This window comes from Agrobacterium sp. RAC06 (assembly GCF_001713475.1).
In the GTDB taxonomy this organism is placed as follows: domain Bacteria; phylum Pseudomonadota; class Alphaproteobacteria; order Rhizobiales; family Rhizobiaceae; genus Allorhizobium.
The window spans coordinates 3,915,129-3,937,535 of record NZ_CP016499.1 but is presented as its reverse complement, the minus strand read 5'-3'; the positions used below and the strand labels follow the sequence as shown (position 1 = coordinate 3,937,535).

20 protein-coding genes and 2 pseudogenes are annotated in these 22,407 nt (G+C 61.6%); 9 read left to right on the top strand and 13 right to left on the bottom strand.

The window, feature by feature from the left end; all coding sequences use genetic code 11:
• Positions 1–88: 88 nt before the first annotated feature.
• Positions 89–1,144 (bottom strand): agmatinase, encoded by a 1,056-nt coding sequence (gene speB / locus BSY240_RS18660; RefSeq protein WP_069043310.1) that lies wholly within the window; start codon positions 1,142–1,144, stop codon positions 89–91.
• Positions 1,145–1,307: 163 nt separating this feature from the next.
• Between speB and BSY240_RS18655 the strand changes: the two genes are divergently transcribed.
• The 3 genes from BSY240_RS18655 to BSY240_RS18645 are packed head-to-tail and all read left to right on the top strand — an operon-like array spanning position 1,308 to position 4,710.
• Positions 1,308–2,294: a LysR substrate-binding domain-containing protein gene (locus BSY240_RS18655; protein ID WP_069043309.1), complete on the top strand. Its 987-nt coding sequence runs from the start codon at positions 1,308–1,310 to the stop codon at positions 2,292–2,294.
• Between the two features lie 19 nt (positions 2,295–2,313).
• Positions 2,314–3,489, top strand: a complete 1,176-nt coding sequence (locus BSY240_RS18650; protein ID WP_069043308.1) for an aminotransferase — start codon at positions 2,314–2,316, stop codon at positions 3,487–3,489.
• A gap of 6 nt (positions 3,490–3,495) precedes the next feature.
• Complete coding sequence (locus tag BSY240_RS18645; protein WP_069043307.1) at positions 3,496–4,710, top strand: TIGR03862 family flavoprotein; 1,215 nt, start codon at positions 3,496–3,498, stop codon at positions 4,708–4,710.
• Between the two features lie 3 nt (positions 4,711–4,713).
• On the opposite strand, the gene BSY240_RS18640 is transcribed toward BSY240_RS18645, so the two are convergent.
• The 7 genes from BSY240_RS18640 to BSY240_RS18610 form a co-directional block, all read right to left on the bottom strand.
• Positions 4,714–5,244: a DUF3833 family protein gene (locus BSY240_RS18640; protein WP_171901596.1), complete on the bottom strand. Its 531-nt coding sequence runs from the start codon at positions 5,242–5,244 to the stop codon at positions 4,714–4,716.
• 118 nt (positions 5,245–5,362) lie between these two features.
• On the bottom strand, positions 5,363–6,172 hold the full coding sequence (iolB, locus tag BSY240_RS18635; protein ID WP_069043305.1) for a 5-deoxy-glucuronate isomerase: 810 nt from the start codon (positions 6,170–6,172) through the stop codon (positions 5,363–5,365).
• Between the two features lie 23 nt (positions 6,173–6,195).
• On the bottom strand, positions 6,196–6,462 hold the full coding sequence (locus tag BSY240_RS18630; protein WP_083229676.1) for a hypothetical protein: 267 nt from the start codon (positions 6,460–6,462) through the stop codon (positions 6,196–6,198).
• A 105-nt stretch (positions 6,463–6,567) separates the two neighbouring features.
• Positions 6,568–7,461 carry a myo-inosose-2 dehydratase gene (iolE, locus tag BSY240_RS18625; protein ID WP_069043303.1) on the bottom strand — a complete coding sequence of 298 codons (894 nt, stop codon included), beginning with the start codon at positions 7,459–7,461 and terminating at the stop codon, positions 6,568–6,570.
• A gap of 2 nt (positions 7,462–7,463) precedes the next feature.
• Complete coding sequence (iolD, locus tag BSY240_RS18620; RefSeq protein WP_069043302.1) at positions 7,464–9,284, bottom strand: 3D-(3,5/4)-trihydroxycyclohexane-1,2-dione acylhydrolase (decyclizing); 1,821 nt, start codon at positions 9,282–9,284, stop codon at positions 7,464–7,466.
• Entirely contained in the window at positions 9,281–11,209 is a 1,929-nt protein-coding gene (locus tag BSY240_RS18615; RefSeq protein ID WP_069043301.1) for a bifunctional 5-dehydro-2-deoxygluconokinase/5-dehydro-2-deoxyphosphogluconate aldolase, read from the bottom strand. The genes iolD and BSY240_RS18615 overlap by 4 nt, the downstream gene beginning before the upstream one ends.
• 120 nt (positions 11,210–11,329) lie before the next feature.
• Positions 11,330–12,148 carry a MurR/RpiR family transcriptional regulator gene (locus BSY240_RS18610; RefSeq protein WP_054147906.1) on the bottom strand — a complete coding sequence of 273 codons (819 nt, stop codon included), beginning with the start codon at positions 12,146–12,148 and terminating at the stop codon, positions 11,330–11,332.
• A 196-nt stretch (positions 12,149–12,344) separates the two neighbouring features.
• On the opposite strand from BSY240_RS18610, the gene iolG reads away from it, so the two are divergent.
• On the top strand, positions 12,345–13,340 hold the full coding sequence (gene iolG, locus BSY240_RS18605) for an inositol 2-dehydrogenase (RefSeq protein WP_069043300.1): 996 nt from the start codon (positions 12,345–12,347) through the stop codon (positions 13,338–13,340).
• Positions 13,341–13,445: 105 nt separating this feature from the next.
• On the opposite strand, the gene BSY240_RS18600 is transcribed toward iolG, so the two are convergent.
• Together BSY240_RS18600 and BSY240_RS18595 are read right to left on the bottom strand one after the other, a co-directional pair.
• Positions 13,446–14,504, bottom strand: a complete 1,059-nt coding sequence (locus BSY240_RS18600; protein WP_171901595.1) for a Gfo/Idh/MocA family protein — start codon at positions 14,502–14,504, stop codon at positions 13,446–13,448.
• Positions 14,501–15,286 carry a ThuA domain-containing protein gene (locus BSY240_RS18595; RefSeq protein ID WP_069043299.1) on the bottom strand — a complete coding sequence of 262 codons (786 nt, stop codon included), beginning with the start codon at positions 15,284–15,286 and terminating at the stop codon, positions 14,501–14,503. Before BSY240_RS18595 ends, BSY240_RS18600 begins: the two co-directional genes overlap by 4 nt.
• A gap of 345 nt (positions 15,287–15,631) precedes the next feature.
• Here BSY240_RS18595 and BSY240_RS18590 point away from each other — a divergent pair, with 345 nt between their 5' ends.
• From BSY240_RS18590 to BSY240_RS18580, 3 genes are all read left to right on the top strand, one after another.
• Positions 15,632–16,660 carry a substrate-binding domain-containing protein gene (locus BSY240_RS18590; protein ID WP_069043298.1) on the top strand — a complete coding sequence of 343 codons (1,029 nt, stop codon included), beginning with the start codon at positions 15,632–15,634 and terminating at the stop codon, positions 16,658–16,660.
• On the top strand, positions 16,657–17,511 hold the full coding sequence (locus tag BSY240_RS18585) for a PfkB family carbohydrate kinase (protein WP_069043297.1): 855 nt from the start codon (positions 16,657–16,659) through the stop codon (positions 17,509–17,511). The genes BSY240_RS18590 and BSY240_RS18585 overlap by 4 nt, the downstream gene beginning before the upstream one ends.
• Positions 17,512–17,585: 74 nt before the next feature.
• On the top strand, positions 17,586–17,891 hold the full coding sequence (locus BSY240_RS18580) for a DUF982 domain-containing protein (RefSeq protein ID WP_054147901.1): 306 nt from the start codon (positions 17,586–17,588) through the stop codon (positions 17,889–17,891).
• An 87-nt stretch (positions 17,892–17,978) separates the two neighbouring features.
• On the opposite strand, the gene treY is transcribed toward BSY240_RS18580, so the two are convergent.
• Positions 17,979–20,636: a malto-oligosyltrehalose synthase gene (gene treY / locus BSY240_RS18575; protein WP_069043296.1), complete on the bottom strand. Its 2,658-nt coding sequence runs from the start codon at positions 20,634–20,636 to the stop codon at positions 17,979–17,981.
• 87 nt (positions 20,637–20,723) lie between these two features.
• A pseudogene (locus BSY240_RS18570) lies at positions 20,724–20,837 on the bottom strand (aspartate-semialdehyde dehydrogenase); the annotation flags it as partial.
• Between BSY240_RS18570 and groEL the strand changes: the two are divergent.
• Positions 20,835–21,071 (top strand): annotated as a pseudogene (gene groEL, locus BSY240_RS23760) (chaperonin GroEL); the annotation flags it as partial. The pseudogenes BSY240_RS18570 and groEL overlap by 3 nt on opposite strands.
• A 72-nt stretch (positions 21,072–21,143) precedes the next feature.
• On the opposite strand, the gene BSY240_RS18565 reads toward groEL, so the two are convergent.
• The gene (locus BSY240_RS18565; RefSeq protein ID WP_335622522.1) at positions 21,144–21,839 is read right to left on the bottom strand and encodes an EAL domain-containing protein; all 696 of its coding nucleotides are present in this window, start codon (positions 21,837–21,839) and stop codon (positions 21,144–21,146) included.
• A gap of 271 nt (positions 21,840–22,110) precedes the next feature.
• Here BSY240_RS18565 and BSY240_RS18560 point away from each other — a divergent pair, with 271 nt between their 5' ends.
• Positions 22,111–22,329 carry a hypothetical protein gene (locus BSY240_RS18560; RefSeq protein ID WP_069043295.1) on the top strand — a complete coding sequence of 73 codons (219 nt, stop codon included), beginning with the start codon at positions 22,111–22,113 and terminating at the stop codon, positions 22,327–22,329.
• Positions 22,330–22,407 lie beyond the last annotated feature (78 nt).

The window sequence follows — 22,407 nt, the reverse complement described above, 5'->3', positions numbered from 1 at the left end:
GTCCTGTTCCCTTATTGTGGTTGAGGCGTTTTCGCCCGTTCGTCTGCATCGGTTGCCGGACGGCAGGAGCCCTCCGGGATATCAACCCTCAGCGCCCCTTGATGGCCGGACTGTAGACCATCAGGCTGAGGATTTCGAAGAGGATTTGTGCGCCGACATGCGCGGTATTGTGGTTTGCGTCATATTGCGGCGCGACTTCGACCACGTCACCACCAACAAGGTTCACGCCCTTGAAGCCGCGGATCAGTTCCAGCGCTTCGCGCGATGTCAGGCCGCCCACTTCCGGCGTACCGGTGCCGGGTGCCACGCTCGGATCGAGACTGTCGATATCGAAAGAGAGGTAGGTCGGCCCATCACCGATCACGGCCTTGGCCTTTTCGATGATCGCCGCGATGCCGAGACCGTTGATTTCCTCGGCGTGAATGACGGTCATGCCGGATTCGTAGGAGAACTCCCAGAGATATTCGGCAGGTCCGCGGATACCGATCTGGATCGTCCGGACAGGATCGAGCACACCATCAAGCACCGCGTTGCGGAACGGGCCACCATGGTGGAACTTCGTCTGGTCGAACGCACCGCCGGTATCGCAATGGGCGTCGATATGGATCATGCCGACGGGACCGTGCTTCTTGGCAATCGCCTTCATGATTGGATGGGTAATCGAATGGTCACCGCCGACGGAAAGCGGCAGCACGCCTTGGCTGACCAGCTTGGTATGATAGGCCTCGATATCGTCATGGCTCATCTCCAGTCGATAGCGGCTGGAAAACGGCACGTCACCGATATCGGCGACCTTGAGATCGAAGACCGGGGCGCATTCGAGAACATGGTTGTAGGGGCCTGTACGGTCGATTGCCCGCAGAGCTCGGGGCCCGAAGCGCGATCCCGGACGGTTAGTGACGCCAAGATCCATGGGCACGCCGACGATCGCGACATCGAGATCGCTGACATCCGGATTGCGCTGGTCAACCTGGCGATAGGGTGCGGACACGAAAGTCGGCACGCCGGCATAAGGGGCAGCACGCGTACCGTTCGAGAAGATCTTCTCGCCGACCTTGGCAAACTTCGGATCGAAGATCTCGCCGGCTTTGTCGTTTCCGTATTTCTCGCGCAGCGCCGCAAGGCGCTTTTCATCGAAAGTCATCTGGCGTTCCCTGTTAGTGAACGATGAGCAGTTCATCGTCCATTTTTGCGGCACGATCTTGGCATGCCTTTATTGTGAGCATTAACCCGCAACAGACTTGGAAAATCAATTCACGATGTTATAGCAATCGATGTGAGAAAAATTCACGGATCCTGAACCCGCCATGGCAAGCCGCCTGCCCCCGCTCAACCCACTGCGTGCCTTCGAGGCGGCTGCCCGCCGTGGCTCGATTTCGGCGGCAGCACGGGAACTGAGCGTGACACATGGCGCCATCTCGCATCAGATCCGCAGCCTCGAAGAAACGCTGAAGACGGCTCTTTTTGAGCGCGGCGGCAAGCGATTGAAACTGACGCCGCAGGGCGCCCTGTTGCTGCCGGCCGTCACTCAGGCCTTCGACGGCATCGCGGCGGCGACCGCGCTGATGAACCGCCCTTCGACCAGCGGCAGCCTGCGCATCTCCTGCGTGCCGGCCCTGCTTTCGCTCTGGCTCGTGCCCCGCCTCGGCTCCTTCGTCGATCGCTATCCCGAGATCAGCCTTACGTTGACCTCCAGCAATGATTCCAGCCTGATCTATTCCCCCGACATCGACATCGCGATCCTTTATGGTGCGGGCGGCTGGAAGGATTGCTGGACAAGGCTCTGGAGCACCTTCGAGCTCTTCCCCGTCGTCAGCCCGACGCTGCTCAACACAAGGCCGCTGCGCTCGACCCGCGATCTGCGCGACCATGTGCTGCTGCATGGTGACGACGGCCGCGAATGGCGAAGCTGGCTTGCCGCCGCCGACCAACTCGATATGCCAAAAGCGCGGGAACACTTCATGGGCGATGCGAGGCTATCGACCGAGGCTGCCCGTTTCGGCCAAGGCGTGGCGCTGGGAGACAGCATCACGGCGTCCAGCCTGATTGCCGCCGGCGAACTCGTCATCCCCTTCGATCTCGCAGTGCCCGCACCTGACGCCTTCTATGTCGCCGCTCGCAATGATGTTCGCGCGGCCCCCATCGCCAAGGTTTTCATCGACTGGATCTTCGACATGATCGAGACCGAGCGCGCCGCCCAGCCGCGCCCCGCAAGCCGCCCTTCGGGACGAGGCCTGCCCTCGACCCGCAAACGCAACCCCAACACCACTACCGTGCTTTCGGAAGAGAGCTGATATCACCGAGGACAGAGACATGCCCGCCGCCCCCTTCAATCCGCTCGTTGCAGATCTCTCGGCTCCGCCGGTCCCCTCGGTGTTCGCCTGGGCACGCGCCTATGATGGCGCTAGCGGCCCGATGATCGACTTGAGCCAGGCCGTGCCCGGCTATCCGCCGCATCCCGATCTTTTCGCCTGGCTTGCGGAAGCTGCTTCCGCCCGGGCGAATGCCGGCTACGGCCCGATCGAAGGCGAAGCGCCGCTGCGCGAGGCCTATGCGGCAGAGGTTTCGGCCGTTTATGGCGCGCCGGTTACGGCCGAGAACATCCACATCACGGCAGGCTGCAACCAGGCCTTCATGGCAACAGTCTCAGCGATTGCGGGAAGCGGCGATGCGGTGGCGCTGACGGATCCCTTCTATTTCAACCAGGAAACCACGCTGGCGATGATGGGCATTCGCCGCGAGCTCATTCCGCTCGATCCGGCCACCGGCTTCGTGCCCACCATCGAAGGCATCGAGGCAGCCCTGGCGAAGGGCGTCAAAGCCGTGGCACTGGTGTCGCCCAACAACCCGACGGGCGCCATCTATCCGGCGGACCTGCTGCGCCAGGCCTTCGACGCCTGCCGCAAGGCCGGTGCTTTCCTCATTCTCGACGAGACCTATCGCGACTTCCTCCCCGGCGAAGGCCGCCCGCATGATCTGCTTTCGATCAAAGGCTGGGAAGAAAACCTCATTCTCCTTTACTCCTTCTCCAAATCCTTCTGCATTCCCGGCCATCGGCTTGGCGCGATCACCGCCGGCGCGCGTGCCGTCTCGGAAATCGCCAAGGTCATGGACAACCTGCAGATCTGCGCGCCGCGCGCACCGCAGGCGGCCGTCGCAAAGGCGATCCCGGCGCTCAAGGCCTGGCGCGACGACAACCGCCTCGAAATCCTCAAGCGCGCCGAAACGCTGAAGGGCGTGATGGCCAAACTTCCCGTCTGGAAGATGGACTCGCTCGGCGCCTATTTCGCCTTCATCCGCCATCCCTTTGCGGGCCAGGACTCTGCTTATGTGGCGGAAAGGCTGGCGAAGAAGGCCGGCGTGCTCTGCATTCCCGGAGCCTATTTCGGCGACGATTGCCAGGACTACCTGCGCTTCGCCTTCGCAAATGCCGACAGCGCAACGATCGAAGGTCTGGTCTCCCGCCTTTCGACCTTCAAGCTGGACTGATCACGGATGAAGAAGAGTGTGGCGATCATCGGCGGTGGCCCGGCGGGCCTGATGGCAGCGGAACATCTCGCCGGCAACGGCCATGTCGTCACCGTCTACGACGCCATGCCGACGGTCGGCCGCAAGTTCCTGCTTGCCGGAAAATCAGGACTGAACATCACCCATGCCGAAGACTATGCGCGCTTCGTCACCCGCTATGGTGCGGCGAATGACCGGCTACGCTCCGTGCTCGACCTGATGACGCCGGAAGCCATCCGGGTCTGGGCAGACGATCTCGGCACGGAAACCTTCGTCGGCTCTTCCGGCCGCGTCTTCCCGAAAGTGATGAAGGCCTCGCCCCTGTTGCGCGCCTGGGTGAAGCGACTGGAAGCGACGGGCGTGACCATCCTCACCCGTCACCGCTGGACGGGTTTCGACGGAGATGCCCTGCTTTTCGAGAGACCAGAGGGTCAGAAGCACGTGATCGCCGACGCCACACTCCTCGCCCTTGGTGGCGCGAGCTGGCCGAAGCTCGGTTCAGATGCGGCCTGGGTACCACTGCTGGAAGCAGAAGGTGTCGATATCACACAGCTCCGCCCGGCCAATTGCGGTTTTGATTGCGATTTCTCGGAAAGCTTCAACACGCGCTTCTCTGGCCAACCGGTGAAATCGGTGAAGGCCACCTCGGCAGCCGGTACCACACAGGGTGAATTCGTCATCAGCAAGGGCGGCATCGAAGGCAGCCTGATCTATGCCCATGCGGCAGCGCTGAGGGACGCGCTCGACCGGGATGGCCATGGCGAGCTTATCCTCGATCTCACGCCGGGGCGCACGACCGAGAAGCTAGCGACGGACTTCGCGCTTCAGGACCGCAAGGCAAGTTTCTCGACCCGCCTGAAGAAGGCCGCCAATCTCGACGGCGTGAAGATCGCGCTGATCAGAGAGGTCACCCCTGAGGCCAACCGGCTCGACCTCACCGAGCTGGCAAAATGCATCAAGGCCCTGCCGCTCGCCGTCAAGCGCCCGCGTCCGATTGCCGAGGCAATCTCGACGGCAGGCGGCGTCTCATTGAACGCAATCGACGCGCACTTCATGCTGACATCGCGCCCCGGCACTTTCGTTGCCGGCGAAATGCTCGACTGGGAGGCGCCGACGGGCGGCTATCTGCTGACCGCCTGTTTCGCGACAGGGATTGCTGCGGCAGAAGGCATCAACCGCTGGCTGGAGACACCAAACGACTGACCCTTAGCGGCTCGCCGTCTTGTGCGACGAGCCCGGCTTGCGGAACTCGACAGTGGTCTTGGCAACCGGGATGCCGAACTTGGTGACGAGCGCCGTATTGAGCACCGTCCCGTCCTCACGCAGCACCATCTTGTCCCAGAAACGCACCTTATTGCCCTGTGTTTCCGGGCTCAGATAGACGAGATAGTTGAACCGAGCGACTGCCCCGTTGAGCTTCACCTTGGTCTCGCCGATCACGTCCTCGCGGGTGCCGCTATAGGTGTTGGGGCTGGTCTTGGTGAAGCGCCAGGTCTTGCGGTCCTTGGTGCCGTCGTCGAAGACGAAGTCTTCGCGCAACGTCAGCGTCTTGCCGTCCCAGTTTCCGGTCAGATCCACCGTAAAAGTCCGCTTGACGCCATTGATGGCGCGGAAGGAACCGACCGCTTCCGTGCGACCGACGAAGTAGTCCTCGAACGTGAACTTGTCCGCCGCCTGACCAGCGGTGGGCAGCAGGCTCATGGCGAGCCCGACAAGGGCGAAAGTGAGCTTCGGCATGATTGGCGTCTCCATCATTGGCGTTGTGCAAACCACTACGCACCGGATGGACGGCCGGATTTTTCCCGGCACGGCAAACATATTCGTGAAGGCAGCCCAGGCACCGCCTCAAACGAATTCAGCCGTTATCGCGCTGATAGATCCAGTCGTGGTCAGGATGATTCTGGAAACGCCATTTGCGCAAGGGGCCGGCCATGACGTTGAGATAATACATCTCGTAGCCATGCGGCACGCCGCAGGGGTGATGCCCCCTAGGCACCAGCACCACATCACCATCAGACACCGCCATGGTTTCGTCCAGCGAGCCGTCCTCTGTGAAGACACGCTGGAAACCGAAGCCTTGAGCCGGGTTGAGGCGGTGGTAATAGGTCTCCTCGAGATAGGTCATCTCCGGGAAGTTGTCCTCGTCATGCCGATGCGGCGGATAGGACGACCAGTTGCCGGACGGCGTGAAGACTTCGGTCACCAGCAAGCTGTCGGCCACATCGCGATCTTCCATGGCGATCGGGTAGATATGTCGCGTGTTGGCGCCCTTGCCGCGATCGACCAGCGAAATGCCCTCAGGCCCGATCTGCTGTGCGTCGCGGCCGGGCATGGCAGGTGCCGTGCAGATGGCGAGCACGCAGTCAGTGGTGGCCTTGGCCGACCAATCGCTGCCGGCAGGCACGTAGACACAATGCGGCGGGGTCTTCTCGAACACCGACATGCGCTGGCCGAGTTCACCGAACTCCTTGCCTCCACCAGAGATCTCAGCCTTGCCTTCGACGAGCACGAGAATGACCTCCGTCTCACCCGTCTGCTCGGCAGCGCTTTCGCCCGCCTTCAGATGGTAGAGCCCGAAGCCGACATAGCCCCAGCCGGCACTGGCGGGGGTAATGTCATGCACTTTGCCGGATGTGCCCGAAGGCTTGCGCAACAGATCGGCCATTCCTCGTCTCCTGATTTTGGCGCTCAGTCGGCGTCAGCCTGTTCGGCTTCGGCTGCAATCCTGGCACGCTCGGCCTCTGCCTTGGCTTCGGCCTTTTTCATCGTGTGATCATACATGAACAGCAGTTCGTAACCGGCATAAAGCCCGGCCACGATAAAGACCATCGCCCAGCCGGTCGCACCGTTCGAATACTCCACCCCGGACCAGGCCAGCGGCAGCACGACGCAGAGGATGCGGCGATAAAGCGGCTTGAAGAAGGGATGAGTCGGATCGAGGATCTGGAACTTCAAGGCTTTGCTCCCGGCAGTCTTGTGAGTGGGTCGCATGCAATAGAGCCCAAATCCGCCTGCTGTCAAAACAAGGGGCGAAGATTAAACCCCCGCCCCGTGTTCAATTCAGATCAGGCCGGCATCCTTGGCGAAGCCCTTGAGCGATTTCAGGCCGAGGCTCTGATACTCGAAGGGATTGCGCACATCCGGATCCTGCTCGGCCTCGATGACGATCCAGCCTTCATAACCATGCTCGGCGGCGATCTTCAGAACCGGGGTAAAATTCACGCCGCCCTCGGTGTCGCCAGGCACGGTGAACACGCCGCGACGCACGCCTTCGAGGAAGGAGAGTTTTTCGTTACGCACCTGGTCGGCGATGACGGGACGAACATTCTTCGCGTGGATATGGCCGACGCGATGCATGTATTTTTTCGCGACCGCTTCCGGATTGCCGCCACCGAAAGTGCAATGGCCGGTATCGAGTAGCAGCTTGGCATGCGGGCCGGTAAACTCCATGAGCTTGTCGATCTCGGCCTCGGTCTCGACGACCGTTCCCATGTGGTGGTGGTAGACGAGCGAAATGCCCTGGCTCGCCGAAAATTCGGCCAGCGCCTCGACGCCGGCACCGAACTTTGCCCATTCGGCATCGGAGAGGACAGGACGATCGGCAAGTGCCGCATCATCGGCGCCATGGATGGCGTTCGAGGTTTCGCAGACGATGATGACCTTGCAGCCCATGGCCTTCAGCACATCGAGGAAGGGCTGCATGGCGGCCTTTTCTTCCTCGATGGAGTTGGTCAGCAGGTTCAGCGAATGCCAACCGGAGACGAATTTCAGGCCGCGCGGCTCCAGCACCGACTTGAGACCCGCAGGATCGGTCGGCAGCTTGTGGCCTTTCTCGATGCCGTCGAAACCGATCTTGGCGGTTTCGTCCAGGCATTGTTCGAGGCTGATATGGGCGCCGAGGCGACGGTCGTCGTCGTTCGACCAGGCGATCGGGTTGGTTCCGAAAAGGATCATGATCAGGTTCTTTCCTTCAGAGCCGCTTCATAGGCAACGCGGGCTTGTTTGACTTCGGCGCGGGCGGAGACTTCCGGCACCGCGACATCCCACCAATAGCCGCCGGCTCCGGTGGTTGGGTAAGGATCGGTATCGATGACGATAACAGTGGTCTCGGTCGCCTCGCGGGCGGCATCGAGTGCCGTTTCCAGCTCTGATATCGACGACACCTTGCGCGCCTTTGCCCCCATCGACGCGGCATGGGCTGCGAAATCGATGCCGATCGGGCTGACATTGGTATGGGCATAAAGATTGTTGAACTGCGCGCCGCCGGTGCCCATCTGCAGCCGGTTGATGCAGCCGTAGCCCCGGTTGTCGGTGATCACCAGCGTGATCTTCACGCCCATGCCGACAGCGGTTGCCAGCTCCGAATTCATCATCATGTAGGAGCCGTCGCCGACCATGACGATAACGTCGCGGTCCGGTTCGGCCATCTTGATGCCAAGACCGCCGGCGATCTCGTAGCCCATGCAGGAGAAGCCGTATTCCATGTGATAGGAGAGCGGCAGCTTCGACTTCCACAGCTGATGCAATTCCCCCGGCATGGTGCCGGCGGCGCACATGACAACCGTATTGTCTCGCGAGGCGCGCTGCACGGCGCCGATCACCTGCATGTCGGTCGGCAGCGAATTACTGTCCTTGGGCGCAGCCGTCACGGCATCCGCCTTGGCAAACCAGGAGGCCTTGAGACCGGCATCCGGTGCGGCATACGTGTGATCGCCGAGCGCTGCCGAGAGCTTTTCGAGGCCGATTTTCGCATCAGCCACCAGCGGGATCGCATCATGCTTGGCGCTATCGTAAGGCTGCACGTTGAGCGCCAGGATCTTACGGTCAGGGTTCTTGAACAGCGCCCAGGACCCCGTGGTGAAATCCTGGAAGCGCGTACCGACGCCGATGACGAGATCCGCCTTTTCCGAGACCACATTGGCGCTTTCGGCACCGGTCACACCGACAGGGCCGAAGTTCAGACCATGGTCCCAGGCGAGTGCCGACTTGCCGGCCTGCGTCTCGACGACGGGGATCTGGTGCTTCTCGACAAAGGCCTTCAGCGTGTCGGTGGCCCCCGCAAAATGCACGCCGCCACCAGCGACGATCACAGGGTTCTTCGCCGCCTTCAGCGCCGCAACAGCCGCTTCGAATTCCACCACATCCGGCTCCGGACGACGGAAGCGCCAGGTCTTGCTTGCAAAGAAGCTCTCGGGATAGTCATAGGCCTCGGCCTGCACATCCTGGCAGAAGGCAAGCGTGACAGGGCCGCAATCGGCGGGATCGGTCAGCGTACGCATGGCGCGGGGCAGCGCGGTCAGGAGTTGTTCCGGCCGCATGATCCGGTCGAAATAGCGCGAGACAGGGCGGAAGCAGTCATTCGCCGACATCGTGCCGTCGCCGAAGTCCTCGATCTGCTGCAGAACCGGATCGGGGCCGCGATTGGCAAAGACATCGCCGGGGATGAAGAGCACCGGCAGGCGGTTGACATGGGCGAGCGCCGCCGCCGTCACCATGTTGAGCGCGCCGGGGCCGATGGAGGACGTCACCGCCATGGCGCGACGGCGGCCGAGCTGCTTGGCATAGGCGATCGCCGCATGCGCCATCGACTGCTCGTTCTGGCCGCGATAGGTCGGCAGCTCGTCGCGGATGCCGTAAAGCGCTTCGCCGAGACCGGCGACATTGCCATGGCCGAAGATCGCCCACATGCCGGCGATATAGGGAACGCCATCCTCATTCATCTGGTTGGCGAGGTAGCGCATCATCGCCTGGGCGGCGGTCAGCCGGATCGTCTTCATGCTTTTCCTCCCTTGGCGGAAACCGCCTTTTGGCGTGCCGCATCCCAGATCGCGCAGAGGCTCTGGTAACGGGCCGCCATGTCCTCCACGGCCTGGGCGTCATTGATGCTGCCGGCGAGCCACTTGCGGGCAGCGTCGCCAAAGATGGTGCGGCCGACGGCGAAACCTTTGACCAGATCGAAGCCGGCAGCAAGCTGGAAGCTCTCCTCAAGCTCCACCTGCGGCGCATCAAGACCGAGCACCACGATGCCGCGCGTGTTCGGGTCGTTGCGTTCGATGGCGTTGCAGGCATTCGCCCAGGACGCCGTGGTCTTCATCGGCTCCAGTTTCCACCAGTCGGGATAGACGCCGATCTCGTAGAAGCGCTCGATGATCTTGGCCACCGTTTCGTCATCGCAGGCGCCGACCTTGGAGGGGATGACCTCCAGCAGGAATTCGAGCCGATTGCGGCGCGCCGCATGGAAGAGCCGCTGCACGGTCTTTTCCTGCTCGGCCTTCATCTCCGCGCTATCGTCGGGGTGATAGAAGCAGAGCACCTTCACCACATGTTCGAGCGGCCATTCGACGAGGCCGCCGAAATCGGGGCCGATTTCCGGCTCCAGCGTCAGCGGACGCGAGCCCGGCCATTCGACAGGACGACCGATCCACAGACCCGTGCCAGCCGCGCGATAGAGTGACTCGCGACCGAGACGGCTGTCACAGAGCAGGCCGTAACCGGAATTGCCGCCGGAGACAGAGAGCGCCGCATCGAGGCAGAGGTTCTTGAAGGCACCGATCTTCTCGTCGGCAACGCCTGATTCCTTGGCCATGGCTTCGAGCTGCATGCGATGATCGAAGGCAAACACCCGCATCGTCGACCAGTCATTCTTGCGGTTCGTCGACCAGTGCACCTGCTCCAGCGCCTCGTCCTTGCGCAGCGCCTTGTTCTGGATGCCAGTGCGGAAGAAATACTGCAGCTCATCCCAGCTCGGATAGGCCGGCGTGCAGCCGTGGCGCGAGACGGCAAACGCGCCGCAGGCATTGGCGAATTTTAGGCTGGTCGGCCAATCCTGGCCGGTGAGCCAGCCCTTGAGCAGCCCCGACATGAAGCCGTCACCGGCGCCCAGCACATTGAACACCTCGATCGGAAAACCCTGGCCGGTCTGGCCGGCATCGAGACTATCAGGGATCGCGCCATCAAAGACCACGGCACCCATCGGGCCGCGCTTGCACACCAGCGTCGCGGAGGAGACCTTGCGAACCGCCTTCAGCGCCTCGATCGTATCGGTCGAGCCGCCGGCTATGTGGAACTCCTCTTCCGTACCGACGATCAGATTGAAGAGATGCAGCGTCGACTGCAGCTTCGCGGTGACCTGAGCGGACTCGACAAAGCGGCTTTCGCCATCGCCATGGCCGGCAAGACCCCAGAGGTTCGGGCGGTAGTCGATGTCAAGCGCCGTCAGACCGCCCTTTTCGCGGGCGATCTTCAGCGCCTTGAGCACGGCAGCTTCCGTGCGCGGATGCGACAGATGCGTGCCGGTCGCACAGACGCAGCGCGCCTCGGCGATGAAATCCGGATCGATATCCTCTTCCGACAGCGCCATGTCGGCGCAGTTTTCGCGGTAGAAGATCAGCGGGAACTGGTGTTCGTCCCGGATGCCGAGCAGCACCAAGGCGGTCAGCCGTTCCTTGTCGGTCTTCACGCCGCGCACATCGACGCCCTCGCGCACCAGCTGCTCGCGGATGAAGCGGCCCATATGCTCGTCGCCGACGCGGGTGATCAGTGCCGACTTCAAGCCGAGCCGCGCCGTGCCCGCCGCGATATTGGTCGGCGAGCCACCGATATATTTGTTGAAGGAGGCCATGTCCTCCAGCCGACCGCCAACCTGGGCCCCATACAGGTCCACGGACGAGCGACCGATCGTGATCAGATCGAGCGAAGCCAAGCGATGTCCTCCCTGTGATGCGGGATCTAGCGCCCCGCCTCGAAACCATTCCACGATTTGGAACGGCCATGTCTAAAAATGGACTATAAATTCTATTTTTCAGAATTTCAATACGAACGTTCAGGCTTCCTGTCGCGCAGTCCCGACGGCGACGGAAAGCGTGATCGCCAGACAGAGCGTGGCCGACAGCGACCGGAACGCACCAAAGTCGACTTCCGAAACGGAGAGCAGAGTAGCCCCCATGCGGCGCAGTGGACTGACCACCGTATCGGTGACCGCAATGACCGGAACGCCGCGCGCGCGCACCTGCTCGACCAGCTCAAGCGTTTCGGCGGAATAGGGAGAAAAGGTGACGGCGAGCAGCGCATCACCCGCCTGGATCGCATGATGGTTGTCGAGCCGACCGACCACACTGTGCAGCATCGCCGGTACACCCATCTTCTCGAAGGCATAGGCCATGTAACTTGCCACCGGAAAGGAGCGGCGCAGACCGATGATGTGGATCATGCGCGCTTCGGAAAGCTGCCTGACCGCCACCTCCATTGCCTGCGGATCAACGGTTTTGACGAGATTTTCGAGAGAAAGCCGCCCAGCCTCGACAAATTCGGCGAGAAGGGCGGAGGGCGATCCCTCGGCTTTTTCCCTTAAGTGCTGCAGGCGCGTCGAATAATCCGGCCAGCCGCCGACGAAGCTTTCGCGAAACAGCTTCTGCATCTCTGAAAAGCCTGTGAAGCCCATGATCTGGCAGAAGCGCATGAAGGCCGAAGGCTGCACGCCCGCCCCTTCCGCCATCTCGGCGACGGTAGAGACCGCAATGCGATCCTTGTTGGCGGCGACATAGTCGGCGCATTGCTTGAGCCGCTTGGGCAGGCTGCCGGAAACTTCCAGCAGCCGATCTTCAAAGTCCTTGATCGTCTGCGGTCCGCCGATTTCGTTCATTCGTTTTCCTACCCTTACCCCGTGACACTGTCCCGCTTGACAGAAACCGTATCAAGATCTAGCAAAATAGAACATATATTCCAAAACATGGCCTTGGCCAGCGTGAAATGGAACATCAATCAGGCGCCTCCGTCAGGAGCACACCACAATCGCCGCCCTTTGACGAGGGACCAAGGCGCATAGGGAGGAAACGAACATGGTCACGAGACTGGCACTTCTGGGCGCCGGCCGCATCGGCAAGGTGCATGCCAAGGCAATCGCCGAAGACAAGCGCGCGAAACTGGTCGCCGTTGCCGACGCCTTCGCCGACGCCGCAAACGCCATCGCGGCCCAGACCGGCTGCGCGGTAAAGACGATCGAGGAGATCGAGGCCGACAAGGAGATCGACGCCGTCATCATCTGCACGCCGACCAACACCCATGCCGACCTGATCGAGCGTTTCGCCAAGGCCGGCAAGGCGATCTTCTGCGAAAAGCCAATCGATCTGGATGTCGCACGCGCCAAGGCCTGCCTTGAGACCGTCCGCGCCGTCGGCGGCAAGGTCATGCTCGGCTTCAACCGCCGCTTCGACCCACATTTCCAGGCCGTCCGCAAGGAGATCGACAAGGGCTCGATCGGCAAGGTCGAGATGGTCACCATCACCAGCCGCGACCCGGGCGCACCGCCTGCCGAATACATCAAGGTCTCCGGCGGCATCTTCCGCGACATGACTATCCATGACTTCGACATGGCCCGCTTCCTGCTCGGCGAAGAGATCGAAACGGTCCAGGCCTCGGCCTCGGTTCTGGTCGATCCTGTCATCGGCGAACTCGGCGACTATGACAGCGCCTCACTGATCCTGACGACCAAGAGCGGTCGCCAGGCGATCATCTCCAACTCGCGCCGCGCATCCTACGGCTACGACCAGCGCATCGAAGTGCACGGCTCGCTCGGCTCGGTTTCGGCTGAAAACCAGCGCCCGGTCTCGATCGAAGTCGCCAACAAGGACGGTTATACCCGCCCGCCGCTGCACGACTTCTTCATGACCCGCTACACGGCGGCCTATGCAGCCGAAATCTCCGCCTTCATCGACGCGCTCGACAACGGCACGCCGATGGCGCCCTCGGCCGAAGACGGCCTGATCGCTCTGGCGCTGGCCGACGCTGCCGTCAAGTCCGCCAAGGACAAGTCGGCGGTTACCGTTACCTACTGACAATCAAGAGCTCCCGCGGGACCGAAAGGTCGCGCAGAATGGAAACGCCGCCCGAACCTCCTCGGGCGGCGTTTTCCGTTTCGACATGGATTCAGCAAAACCGGCTCAGACCGCCAGCTCGCGCCGCTCGATCTCGGTCAACATCGCCAGATCGAGGATCTTCTGCAGGTTTGCGGCATGCCGGAAGCTCGGCTCCTGCCCATAACCTGAGCGGATCGCCGTGATGAACTTCTGATAGTTTGTCTCGACCGGATCGACCTCGATCTCCCGCCAGACGGCCTTTTCGACATCCTCCTGCAGGCAGGCCCTCAGACTCGACCCGTCGAGGCGGTGGATGACCTCCAACGCGCCCTTGTCGCCATGGACACGAAGGCGCAACTCGTTGAGATGACCTGTCGCCCAGCGACTGGCGTGAACCACGCCCATCGCGCCGTTGGTAAACTCGGCGGTCATGGTGAAGCTGTCATTGGCGTCGAGATCGTATTCGCCGATCCTGTTGCCGGGCGCCTTCTCGAAGGTCTTCAGACGCGCGAAGACATGATCGATATCGGTCGCCGCACCATAGCCGGCAAAGTCCAGGATATGGATGCCGACATCTCCGAGCACGCCATTCGAGCCGTGCTTGGTGGAAAGCCGCCACAGCCACTGGCTCTCTGTCGACCAGTCACCCCAGGCCTTGGAGACGAGCCAGCTCTGCAGGTAGGAGGCCTCGATGTGGCGGACCTTGCCGATCTCGCCACCGATGACCATCTGTCGTGCCTTCTGCACCTGGGCGACATTCCGGTAGGTGAGGTTGACCATGTTGACGAGGCCGGACATTTCCGCAGCCGTCGCCATCTCGTCGGCCTTGGCATAGTTTTCCGCCAGGGGCTTTTCGCACATGACATGTTTGCCGGCAGCGAGAAGCTTCAACGTCGTCGGGTAATGGACCTTGTCCGGCGTGACATTCGTGACGGCATCGAACTCACCCCAGGCAATCGCCTCTTCGAGCGAGGTGAACGTGTTGGGGATATTGTGCCGGGCGGCAAAGGCGCGCACCGTCGCCATGTCGAGATCAACAGCCGCGACAAGCTGCACATCGGTGATGATCGAGAAGTTCATGGCATGGGTATTGGCCATGCCACCCGTGCCGAGGATCAGCAGGCGTATGGGGGCAGTGCTCATTTGTAGCCTTCCTCACCGGCCTGATGCAGGCGCGGACCGCGCTCGGTAATCGGCTCCAGCGCCTGCTCGACCGGGACATTCGGTGCATCATGCACGGCCACATAGCGCGGCATCGGATTAAACGCCCACTTCACCCCGTTGCGAAGCACCTGCTGAACGGTCGCGTCGTGATAGGTCGGATAGGTCTCATGACCCGGACGGAAATAGAAGATATTGCCCGCACCGCGTCGCCAGGTGAGACCCGAGCGAAAGATCTCGCCGCCGGCGAACCAGGAGATGAAGACCGTTTCCAGCGGCTCCGGCACCGAGAAGAACTCGCCATACATCTCTTCGTTTTCAAGCACGAAGTTTTCCGGGATGCCGGCTGCGATCGGATGGCCGGGATTGACGGTCCAGATCCGCTCGCGCTCGCCCGCCTCACGCCATTTGAGCGCGCAGGGCGTGCCCATCAGCCGCTTGAAGGGCTTGGCGAAATGACCGGAATGCAGGACGAGAAGGCCCATGCCTTCCCAGACACGGCTTGCGACCCGCTCGACGATCTCGTCGGAGACATCGCCATGCGCCTTGTGGCCCCACCAGACGAGCACATCGGTCTCGGCCAGCCGCTCGACGGAAAGCCCGTGCTCAGGCTCCTGCAGCGTCGCCGTCGTCGCCTCGATATCCGGATCCGTATTCAGCGCGGCGGCAATCGTCGCATGCATGCCATCGGGATAGATCTCCCGGACGATGGCGTTTTCCCGCTCATGAATGTTTTCGCCCCAGACAACCGTTCTGATCGTCATCTGCATTCTCCTTGGTTAGAGCCAGCCAACCGGCCTTCAGAAAAGCCTCAACGAGGCCCATCGTTCCGTCAGACGTAAGAAGGAATCGGAACAAAACTAGGGCAGCATCAGGAATATTTGAAAGCGGTTTGGTCGACGATTTTTGCAGGCGCTTGGCCCGGTGTCAAAAGAGATTTATGAGTATCTTCGAGCAATTTGTGCCAGAACGCGTGGGGGAAGCTCAGCGCTCCGATTGCTGAATTTTGGAAGCGCTTTTACATTGCCTTGCAAGAATTGTCAGTATGCAGGATCGCATGACATAAGCGTACAAACGGCGATCTTGCCGTAACGGTGTGAACGACACGGATGAAGCTCAAGGAATTTGCCAAAGAGATCGGCCTGTCACCGACGACCGTGAGTCGCGCCTTGAGCGGTTATCCGGAAGTCAACGAGGCGACACGCGCACGGGTGATGGAAGAGGCAGCCCGCCTCGGCTATCGGCCGAACATAAATGCCGTGCGCCTTGCGACCGGCCGCGCCGGTGCCATCGGCGTAGTGATGACCAAGGCTGGTGACTATCAGTTCTCCGAATTCCTCAGCGGCATGGCTGATCGCCTGAGTGGCGAGGACATCGACATCCTCATTACGCCCATGGCGGAGCATGCGCCCGGCGACGAGCTGCAGCTTTACCGGCGACTTGCCGAAAGCCGTCGGGTCGATGCCGTCGTGATCCACTCGCCACGCCCCAAGGATCCCCGCATCGCGCTTCTGCACCAGTTGAAGCTCCCCTTTATCGTGCATGGCCGCTCCGCCACCGAGGTCCCGCATGCCTGGCTCGACATCGACAACGAAGGCGCAGTCAGGCGGAGCACGGAACACCTGCTTGACCTCGGCCACAGGCGCATCGCGCTCCTGAATGGTCGAGAGGGCCTGACGTTCACGCTGGATAGACTGGCTGGCTATAAAGCCGCCCTCGCCGAACGCGGCATCGACTATGATCCGCAGCTCGTCACCCATGGCAGCTTCACGGACGAGATCGGTTTTCGCTTCGCCCGCTCCGCGCTCGAACAGCGACCGCGCCCTACAGCCTTCGTCGCCGGTTCGATGATGACGGCGCTCGGCGTTTATCGCGCGGCCCGGTCGAGAAACCTTGTCATTGGACAGGACATTTCTGTCATCGCCCATGACGACGTCTTTCCGTATCTGACCGCCGAGAACATGGCCCCTTCTCTCTCGACAACCCGCTCATCGATCCGCGCCGCCGGAAGTCGAATTACGGACCTCCTCCTGCAAATGCTTTCGGGATGCCAGGCAACGGATGTGAAGGAGCTCTGGCCGGTGGAACTGATCCTGCGCGAAACCAGCCGGCCCGTTCCGAAGGATGCAGCCGAATGACCGGTCCTCACCGCAAACGGATCGTCGTCATCGGCCACATCAACCATGACCGCATCTGGCGACTGACTGAGCCACTGCGTGCCGGTGGACGGATTGCCTGGTCATCGCGGGAGACACGCCTCGGTGGCGGCGGATATTTCACCGCTCGCAGGCTGCTCGATCTCGGACACGACGTGGCGCTGCTGTCGAACCTGATGGACGATGCGCATGGGGAGGAAGCGCTTGCCGAATTGAAGGAAGCCGGCTTCGACACGACGCTGATCGCGCGGCGTGACGGCCAAACCGATTTCGCAGATATCATGCTCGACCCCACAGGCGAGCGGACCATCCTTTCCAGCGAGCGACGCCTCTCCCGCACCTTTGTGCTCGATCGCGCAATTAAGGCCGATGCCTTCTACGTCAACGCGCCGAAACTGCCAGACGCCATCCTCACCTCCCTGAACCGCGCGCCCCTCGTCATCTCGCAGTTTCCGCTCCGCGAGGGCGAGGTCCGTCCCGCCGATATCATGGTCGGTTCGAAAGCAGACCTGCCCGGCACCCCAATTGCTGAAGTCTGGGTCATGGCACGCAGGCTCGCGACAGAGCGGCTCACCCATCTCGTGATGACGGACGGCCCGGCCGCAATCTCGGTCTTTGACGGAAAAATTGAGACCCAGGTGCTCCTGAGCCGCCGGGTCACCGTTCGCGACACCATCGGTGCCGGCGACACCTTCAGCGGCAGTCTTATGCACGCCCTGCTGGGCGGGAAAAACGCCGTTGAGGCGAGCCAGCTTGCCGGCGACGAGACAACCGCATGGCTTGAGAAGCGTGAAGCCCAGACGCGATCTGCAACAGAAAAATCAATATCATAACATCTTTATTTGACCGTCCTGCGGGAACTTCCTGACCATCCTCCGAGTTGCTGGGGCGCCAAACGGAGGAAGGCATGACTGAAGCCGATTTCACCTGGAACGTGCCCGTCGAACTGGAACTGCCCTGTGGGCTGACGCGCCGTTTTCTCAATGCATATGACGCGCTGGATTTTCTCGATGCGGAGTGGCCGACGAGACGCGGCCCTGCTTATGAACGCGCCTTGCGGCTTTGCCGCAAGGCACTGCGGGGCACTCGTGCAACCGAGCTGGCACGCAGCGCCTTCATCGCGGCGGCAGATGAAGCGGGCATGCGGCAGTGTTCAAACCCGCAAAAGCAAATGGTGAGCTTCCTGCCGAGAGCGAGACCCGCCGTCGCCTGACATTCCGGAGCAAATGAATGACGCGCGCGGGCGAGACGGATAGTTGCATCCGCCCCGCTCGGGATAAGTTTCGAAGGGGAGAGCCGCTCAGGCGGCTCCCGAGGTCAGCACCGCGATCGTCTGCCCTTCCATCAGCTCCCGCAGCAGGATGCCTTCGGCGGCAACAATCTGCCGATCAGACAAGACGTCCGTCCAGCCATGCCCTGCGAGCGCCTCAGGCAATTGCACGACGGTATCCCCCCAGAACTGTTCCGATAACAGTCCCTCGCCCTGCTGAAGCATGGCGACCGGTAGACGACAGGCGACGGTGATCACCGCGACGCCGTCATGCACTCGCGCAAACGCCACGGCCTGCGACTGGCGGGGGCCCGCGATCGTCAACGGCAGATACCGCCCCTGCAGGAACAACTGGGGATACCGGTTGCGAAGCGACAGACCGCGTCCGACGACCGCTTGTTTCAGCCACCCCTCGGCCAGTGCGCGTGGGTCGCCAAAGGAAATCGGCGCCGTGGGATCGAAAGCGGACAGGGTTTCGAAATGTGGCGGACGCCGATTGTCGGGATCGACGAAACTGAAATCGAGCGCTTCGCTTCCCTGATAGATGTCGGGAACGCCCGGCGCGGTCAGTTTGATCACGGTCTGGGTGAGGCCATTGATCAGACCCGCCCAGATCAGCGGCTGGATGTCGCGCACGAACTCGTTGATGAATTGAGGACTGTCGAGAAGCAGCGTCCGGACATAGTCCTTCACGGCAGTCTCATAGGCTTCGTTCACCGCGTTCCAATTAGTCCTGAGCTTTGCCTCGCGCAGGGATTTCTCCACGAAGGCCGAGACACGCTCGGCGAAATCGGCGATCCCTTCCCGGTCGTCCGCCGTGAGATCGACCGGCCAGTGGCCGATCAATGCCTGGAAGATCATCCACTCGACCTCGGCTTCGGGCGCAGGCTTGCCATCGACCTCTGCGACGGCACCCCGATGCGCCTTGCGCCAGCCGTCGATCAGGCCTGCAAAGCGGGGCGCATCCTCGGCAAGCGCAAAGAGACGCGCGCGGGCATCCTCGCCGCGCTTGGTGTCATGGGTCGATGAGGCGGAAAGCCCCGATGGCTGCGTCTGCGCACGCCGCTGCATCTCGGCATGAAAGTGTTCGAGTCCGCCCTCTTCCGGCTCCAGTTCTCCGCCGACCTCGTTCAAGGCCAGGAACTCGACATGGCGGAAGAACAGCGTGTCCTCGAGCGACTTTGCCATCAGCGGCCCGGTTAACTGCTGGAAGCGGCGACGGAAGAGATCGGATCCGACGCCCCCACCTTCAAACCGCCCTTCGCCCTTCAGGAGATCGGCGATGGACCAGGCCGCATCGGCCGCCGTCTCGTCCAGCCGCGCTTTTGCTTTGCTCAGCACCTGATCAACGAGTTGCCGATCTTCGGCGCTCATGTCTCCCTGGGCCGCATAAGTCCGATAGCGTGGGAAGGCGAGAAGAAGCTCTTCCAGGGCGCGGCTCATCGTCTCCTCGTCGAGCCCGAGCAGATCGGCGCCCTGCCCGACCAGGGCCTTTACCTCGCCGGCGAAGTTCACCCGGATCATCCGAAGCTTCGCCTCGCGCATCTTGTCCGCAACAGGCGTCTGTGGCCCCGCGATCGCGGCATAGGCCTGACGCATGGCTAGGAAGCCCGCAGAATCGAGCAGAACCGGCACCTGGGCCGCGATGAACTCGTAGCCGGTCGAACCTTGCACGGGCCAACTCTTTGGCAGATCCTCTCCCCGGGCCAGGATCTTCTCGACATAGATCGGAATACCGTGTCCCACGGCGTCGCGCAGTTCCTGCAAATAGCGGCCGGGGTCTGCGAGACCATCGACATGGTCGATGCGCAAGCCGTCGACCTGACCGGATTGCACCAGATCCAGCACCGTCCGATGGGCAGCCTCAAAGACATCCAGGGCCTCAACACGCAGTCCGACAAGACCGGCGATTTCGAAGAAACGCCGATAGCTGAGGCCCTTGGCGGCTTCCGTCCAATGCATCAGGCGAAAGGGCTGAAGGTCGTGGAGAAAGAGCAGAAACTCTCGCTCCTCAGCCTTCACCTGGAGCTCCTCAAGCAGCCCATCGCAGCCATGCTCGCGGCAAAGCGAAACGACGGCTTGATGGAATTCGGCCTCCTCACCGGCTTTTGCCTTGCGCCCGAGATCCGAGAGCGGCGCGGCCATCGGATGCTCACAATTGGCGAGAGCGGCCGGATAGGTCGATGGGTTCAGCGGGTAGAGACTGTCAAAATAGGCGAGTGCAAGCACCCCTTGGTCAGCATCGAGCGCGAGCGAGACCTCTTCATCCACCACCGCCTGCTGGAAAGGCTTGCCGAGAAACGGAAGCGTCAGCCGCTGGCTCCAGTCGATGTCGAAATAGTGCCCATAATTACTTGCCTCGCCCCATTCGATGACGCTGCGCCACCAGGCGTTTTCGAGACTGGCCGCCATATGGTTTGGCACGATGTCGAGGATCAGGCCGAGACCTTCGGCCTTCAACGCGGCAGCCAGACGTTCGAACCCCTCACGACCGCCAAGCACGGGATCGATGACATTGGCATTCGTGACGTCATAGCCGTGTGTCGATCCATCGGTCGCGGCAAACACGGGCGACGCGTAGAGATGGGTGATGCCGAGACGCTTCAGATAGGGCACGAGCCCGATGGCGCGGTCGAAATCCATGCCGCCGCGAAACTGCAAGCGGTAGGTCGAAACGGGAAGAGGCATGCTGGCATCCTTGAGGGTGGGGTGTCCGACCCGGACCAACGCCAACCGGCCTGCCTTGTTCCCGCCGTCCCAGTGGATCCGGGATCCTCAGTGGAGGTCGAATTCTCCGTCCACCTTGCGCCATTCGTTCGGCCCGATCAGCCGCTTGTGGCTGAAGCGCACGGAATGCAGGTCGCCATCCAAATTGGTCCGCCAGAAATCATCGTCGGCAAGCTGCGTGAGAAGCCCGACTTCGCCTACGACTGAAATGCCCAGACCGGCGACTATGGCGACCTCTTCGCCCAAGGCGTCATCGACCCGGCCAAGGTGGTCCGTACCGCGCTGCGGGATGCAGCCTCCGTTGCCGGCCTCCTGATCACCACGGAGGCGATGATCGCCGAAAAGCCGAAGAAGGAGGCAGCCCCGGCGATGCCGGCAGGCGGCATGGACTTCTGAGCTTTCGAAGATCTATGAACGAGGAAGGGCCGCTCCAGAGGGCGGCCCTTTTGGTATTTGGGGCGAGAACGCTCAGGCCGCGAGCGCAGCCGGAACGGGGCTGAGGCCCTCGAAGGTCGGCCGAGCGATATAATAGCCCTGGATCAGATCCACGCCGAGATCCGTCAACATCTGAAGTTCGCCCGCAGTCTCCACCCCCTCACAGACGGCGGTAACGCCAAGTTCGCGCAGCATGTCGAGCGTACGGCTGACAACAATCTGCTTCACGCTATCGGTGTCGATGCCGCGGATAAGATCCATGTCGAGCTTCACCAGATCGGGCTGGAATCGGGTCAGAAGGTTGAGGCCGGAATAACCGGCACCAAAATCATCGATCGCCGTCTTGAAGCCGATCTCGCGATAGCTTCTCAGGATATTGAGCAGATGCGCCGTGTCGAGTTTCTCAACCTCGGTGAACTCGAAAATGATGCGGTCGAGCGGAAAATCCGTCCGCCGCGCGGTCTCGAGCGTCTGGCGAATGCAGGCACGCGGCTCGTACACGGCATTCGGCATGAAATTGATCGACAGATGCGGCATCCGGTCCCGAGGAAAAAGGCTCGCGGCCAATTCGATGGCGCGTACCCGACATTGCTGGTCGAAAGCGTAACGATTGTCGGGATCGACCAGCGAGAGCACCGATACGGCACCGCTGCCATCAAGGCCACGAACGAGTGCCTCATGCGCGAAAACTTCACGACGCCGGGTGTCGATGATCGGCTGAAATGCCATCGAAAATCGCGACTCGAAGGCGGTCCCATTTTTGCAACCCTGGCAGGTCATCGCGGCTCCTGAATTATGCTTCTCAACCAAAACACAACCGTCTTAAGGAAGCTTGAAAGCTGCTACGCAACCAGTTTCCGAGGAAGCAACCGTCTTGCTCCGTTATTCATGACCTTTTTTGGATTGCTGATTTAACCAATCGAGATAATCGAATATCCCCGAACATGAGGCTGATTCGAAAAAGCCTCACGAGCTAAATGACTTAGCTGGGGATGCGGACATGAGGGAACAGACCGATATCGAGACCTGGGCGATGGTCCGGGCTCAACAGATCGTCATGCAGCACGGCGCAAATCTGGTCGTCGCGGCGCAGAGACTGGACCACAAGAAGACTACCGCAAATACCTACGCGCTTCGGACTGCGATCATGGCATCGCTGATCGAAGCCAGGAAATCGCCGTCTGCAGACGCGATGGCATCCATGGACGCACAGGCCTGAGACGAGGGCCGAGCAGCCGAATGGGAACGTACTCAGTTCGCTTCCCGAAGGTCGACGGAAGTGCTGGCTCACCTTGAT

Coding starts and splice junctions, on each gene's coding strand:
- BSY240_RS18560 (WP_069043295.1), top strand. CDS start 22,111: ATGAGGGAACAGACCGATATCGAGACCTGGGCGATGGTCCGGGCTCAA.
- BSY240_RS18600 (WP_171901595.1), bottom strand. CDS start 14,504: ATGAGCACTGCCCCCATACGCCTGCTGATCCTCGGCACGGGTGGCATG.
- BSY240_RS18595 (WP_069043299.1), bottom strand. CDS start 15,286: ATGACGATCAGAACGGTTGTCTGGGGCGAAAACATTCATGAGCGGGAA.
- iolD (WP_069043302.1), bottom strand. CDS start 9,284: ATGAAGACGATCCGGCTGACCGCCGCCCAGGCGATGATGCGCTACCTC.
- iolE (WP_069043303.1), bottom strand. CDS start 7,461: ATGATCCTTTTCGGAACCAACCCGATCGCCTGGTCGAACGACGACGAC.
- BSY240_RS18565 (WP_335622522.1), bottom strand. CDS start 21,839: ATGGCATTTCAGCCGATCATCGACACCCGGCGTCGTGAAGTTTTCGCG.
- BSY240_RS18580 (WP_054147901.1), top strand. CDS start 17,586: ATGACTGAAGCCGATTTCACCTGGAACGTGCCCGTCGAACTGGAACTG.
- BSY240_RS18585 (WP_069043297.1), top strand. CDS start 16,657: ATGACCGGTCCTCACCGCAAACGGATCGTCGTCATCGGCCACATCAAC.
- BSY240_RS18640 (WP_171901596.1), bottom strand. CDS start 5,244: ATGCCGAAGCTCACTTTCGCCCTTGTCGGGCTCGCCATGAGCCTGCTG.
- BSY240_RS18650 (WP_069043308.1), top strand. CDS start 2,314: ATGCCCGCCGCCCCCTTCAATCCGCTCGTTGCAGATCTCTCGGCTCCG.
- BSY240_RS18655 (WP_069043309.1), top strand. CDS start 1,308: ATGGCAAGCCGCCTGCCCCCGCTCAACCCACTGCGTGCCTTCGAGGCG.
- BSY240_RS18590 (WP_069043298.1), top strand. CDS start 15,632: ATGAAGCTCAAGGAATTTGCCAAAGAGATCGGCCTGTCACCGACGACC.
- BSY240_RS18645 (WP_069043307.1), top strand. CDS start 3,496: ATGAAGAAGAGTGTGGCGATCATCGGCGGTGGCCCGGCGGGCCTGATG.
- treY (WP_069043296.1), bottom strand. CDS start 20,636: ATGCCTCTTCCCGTTTCGACCTACCGCTTGCAGTTTCGCGGCGGCATG.
- iolB (WP_069043305.1), bottom strand. CDS start 6,172: ATGGCCGATCTGTTGCGCAAGCCTTCGGGCACATCCGGCAAAGTGCAT.
- iolG (WP_069043300.1), top strand. CDS start 12,345: ATGGTCACGAGACTGGCACTTCTGGGCGCCGGCCGCATCGGCAAGGTG.
- speB (WP_069043310.1), bottom strand. CDS start 1,144: ATGACTTTCGATGAAAAGCGCCTTGCGGCGCTGCGCGAGAAATACGGA.
- BSY240_RS18610 (WP_054147906.1), bottom strand. CDS start 12,148: ATGAACGAAATCGGCGGACCGCAGACGATCAAGGACTTTGAAGATCGG.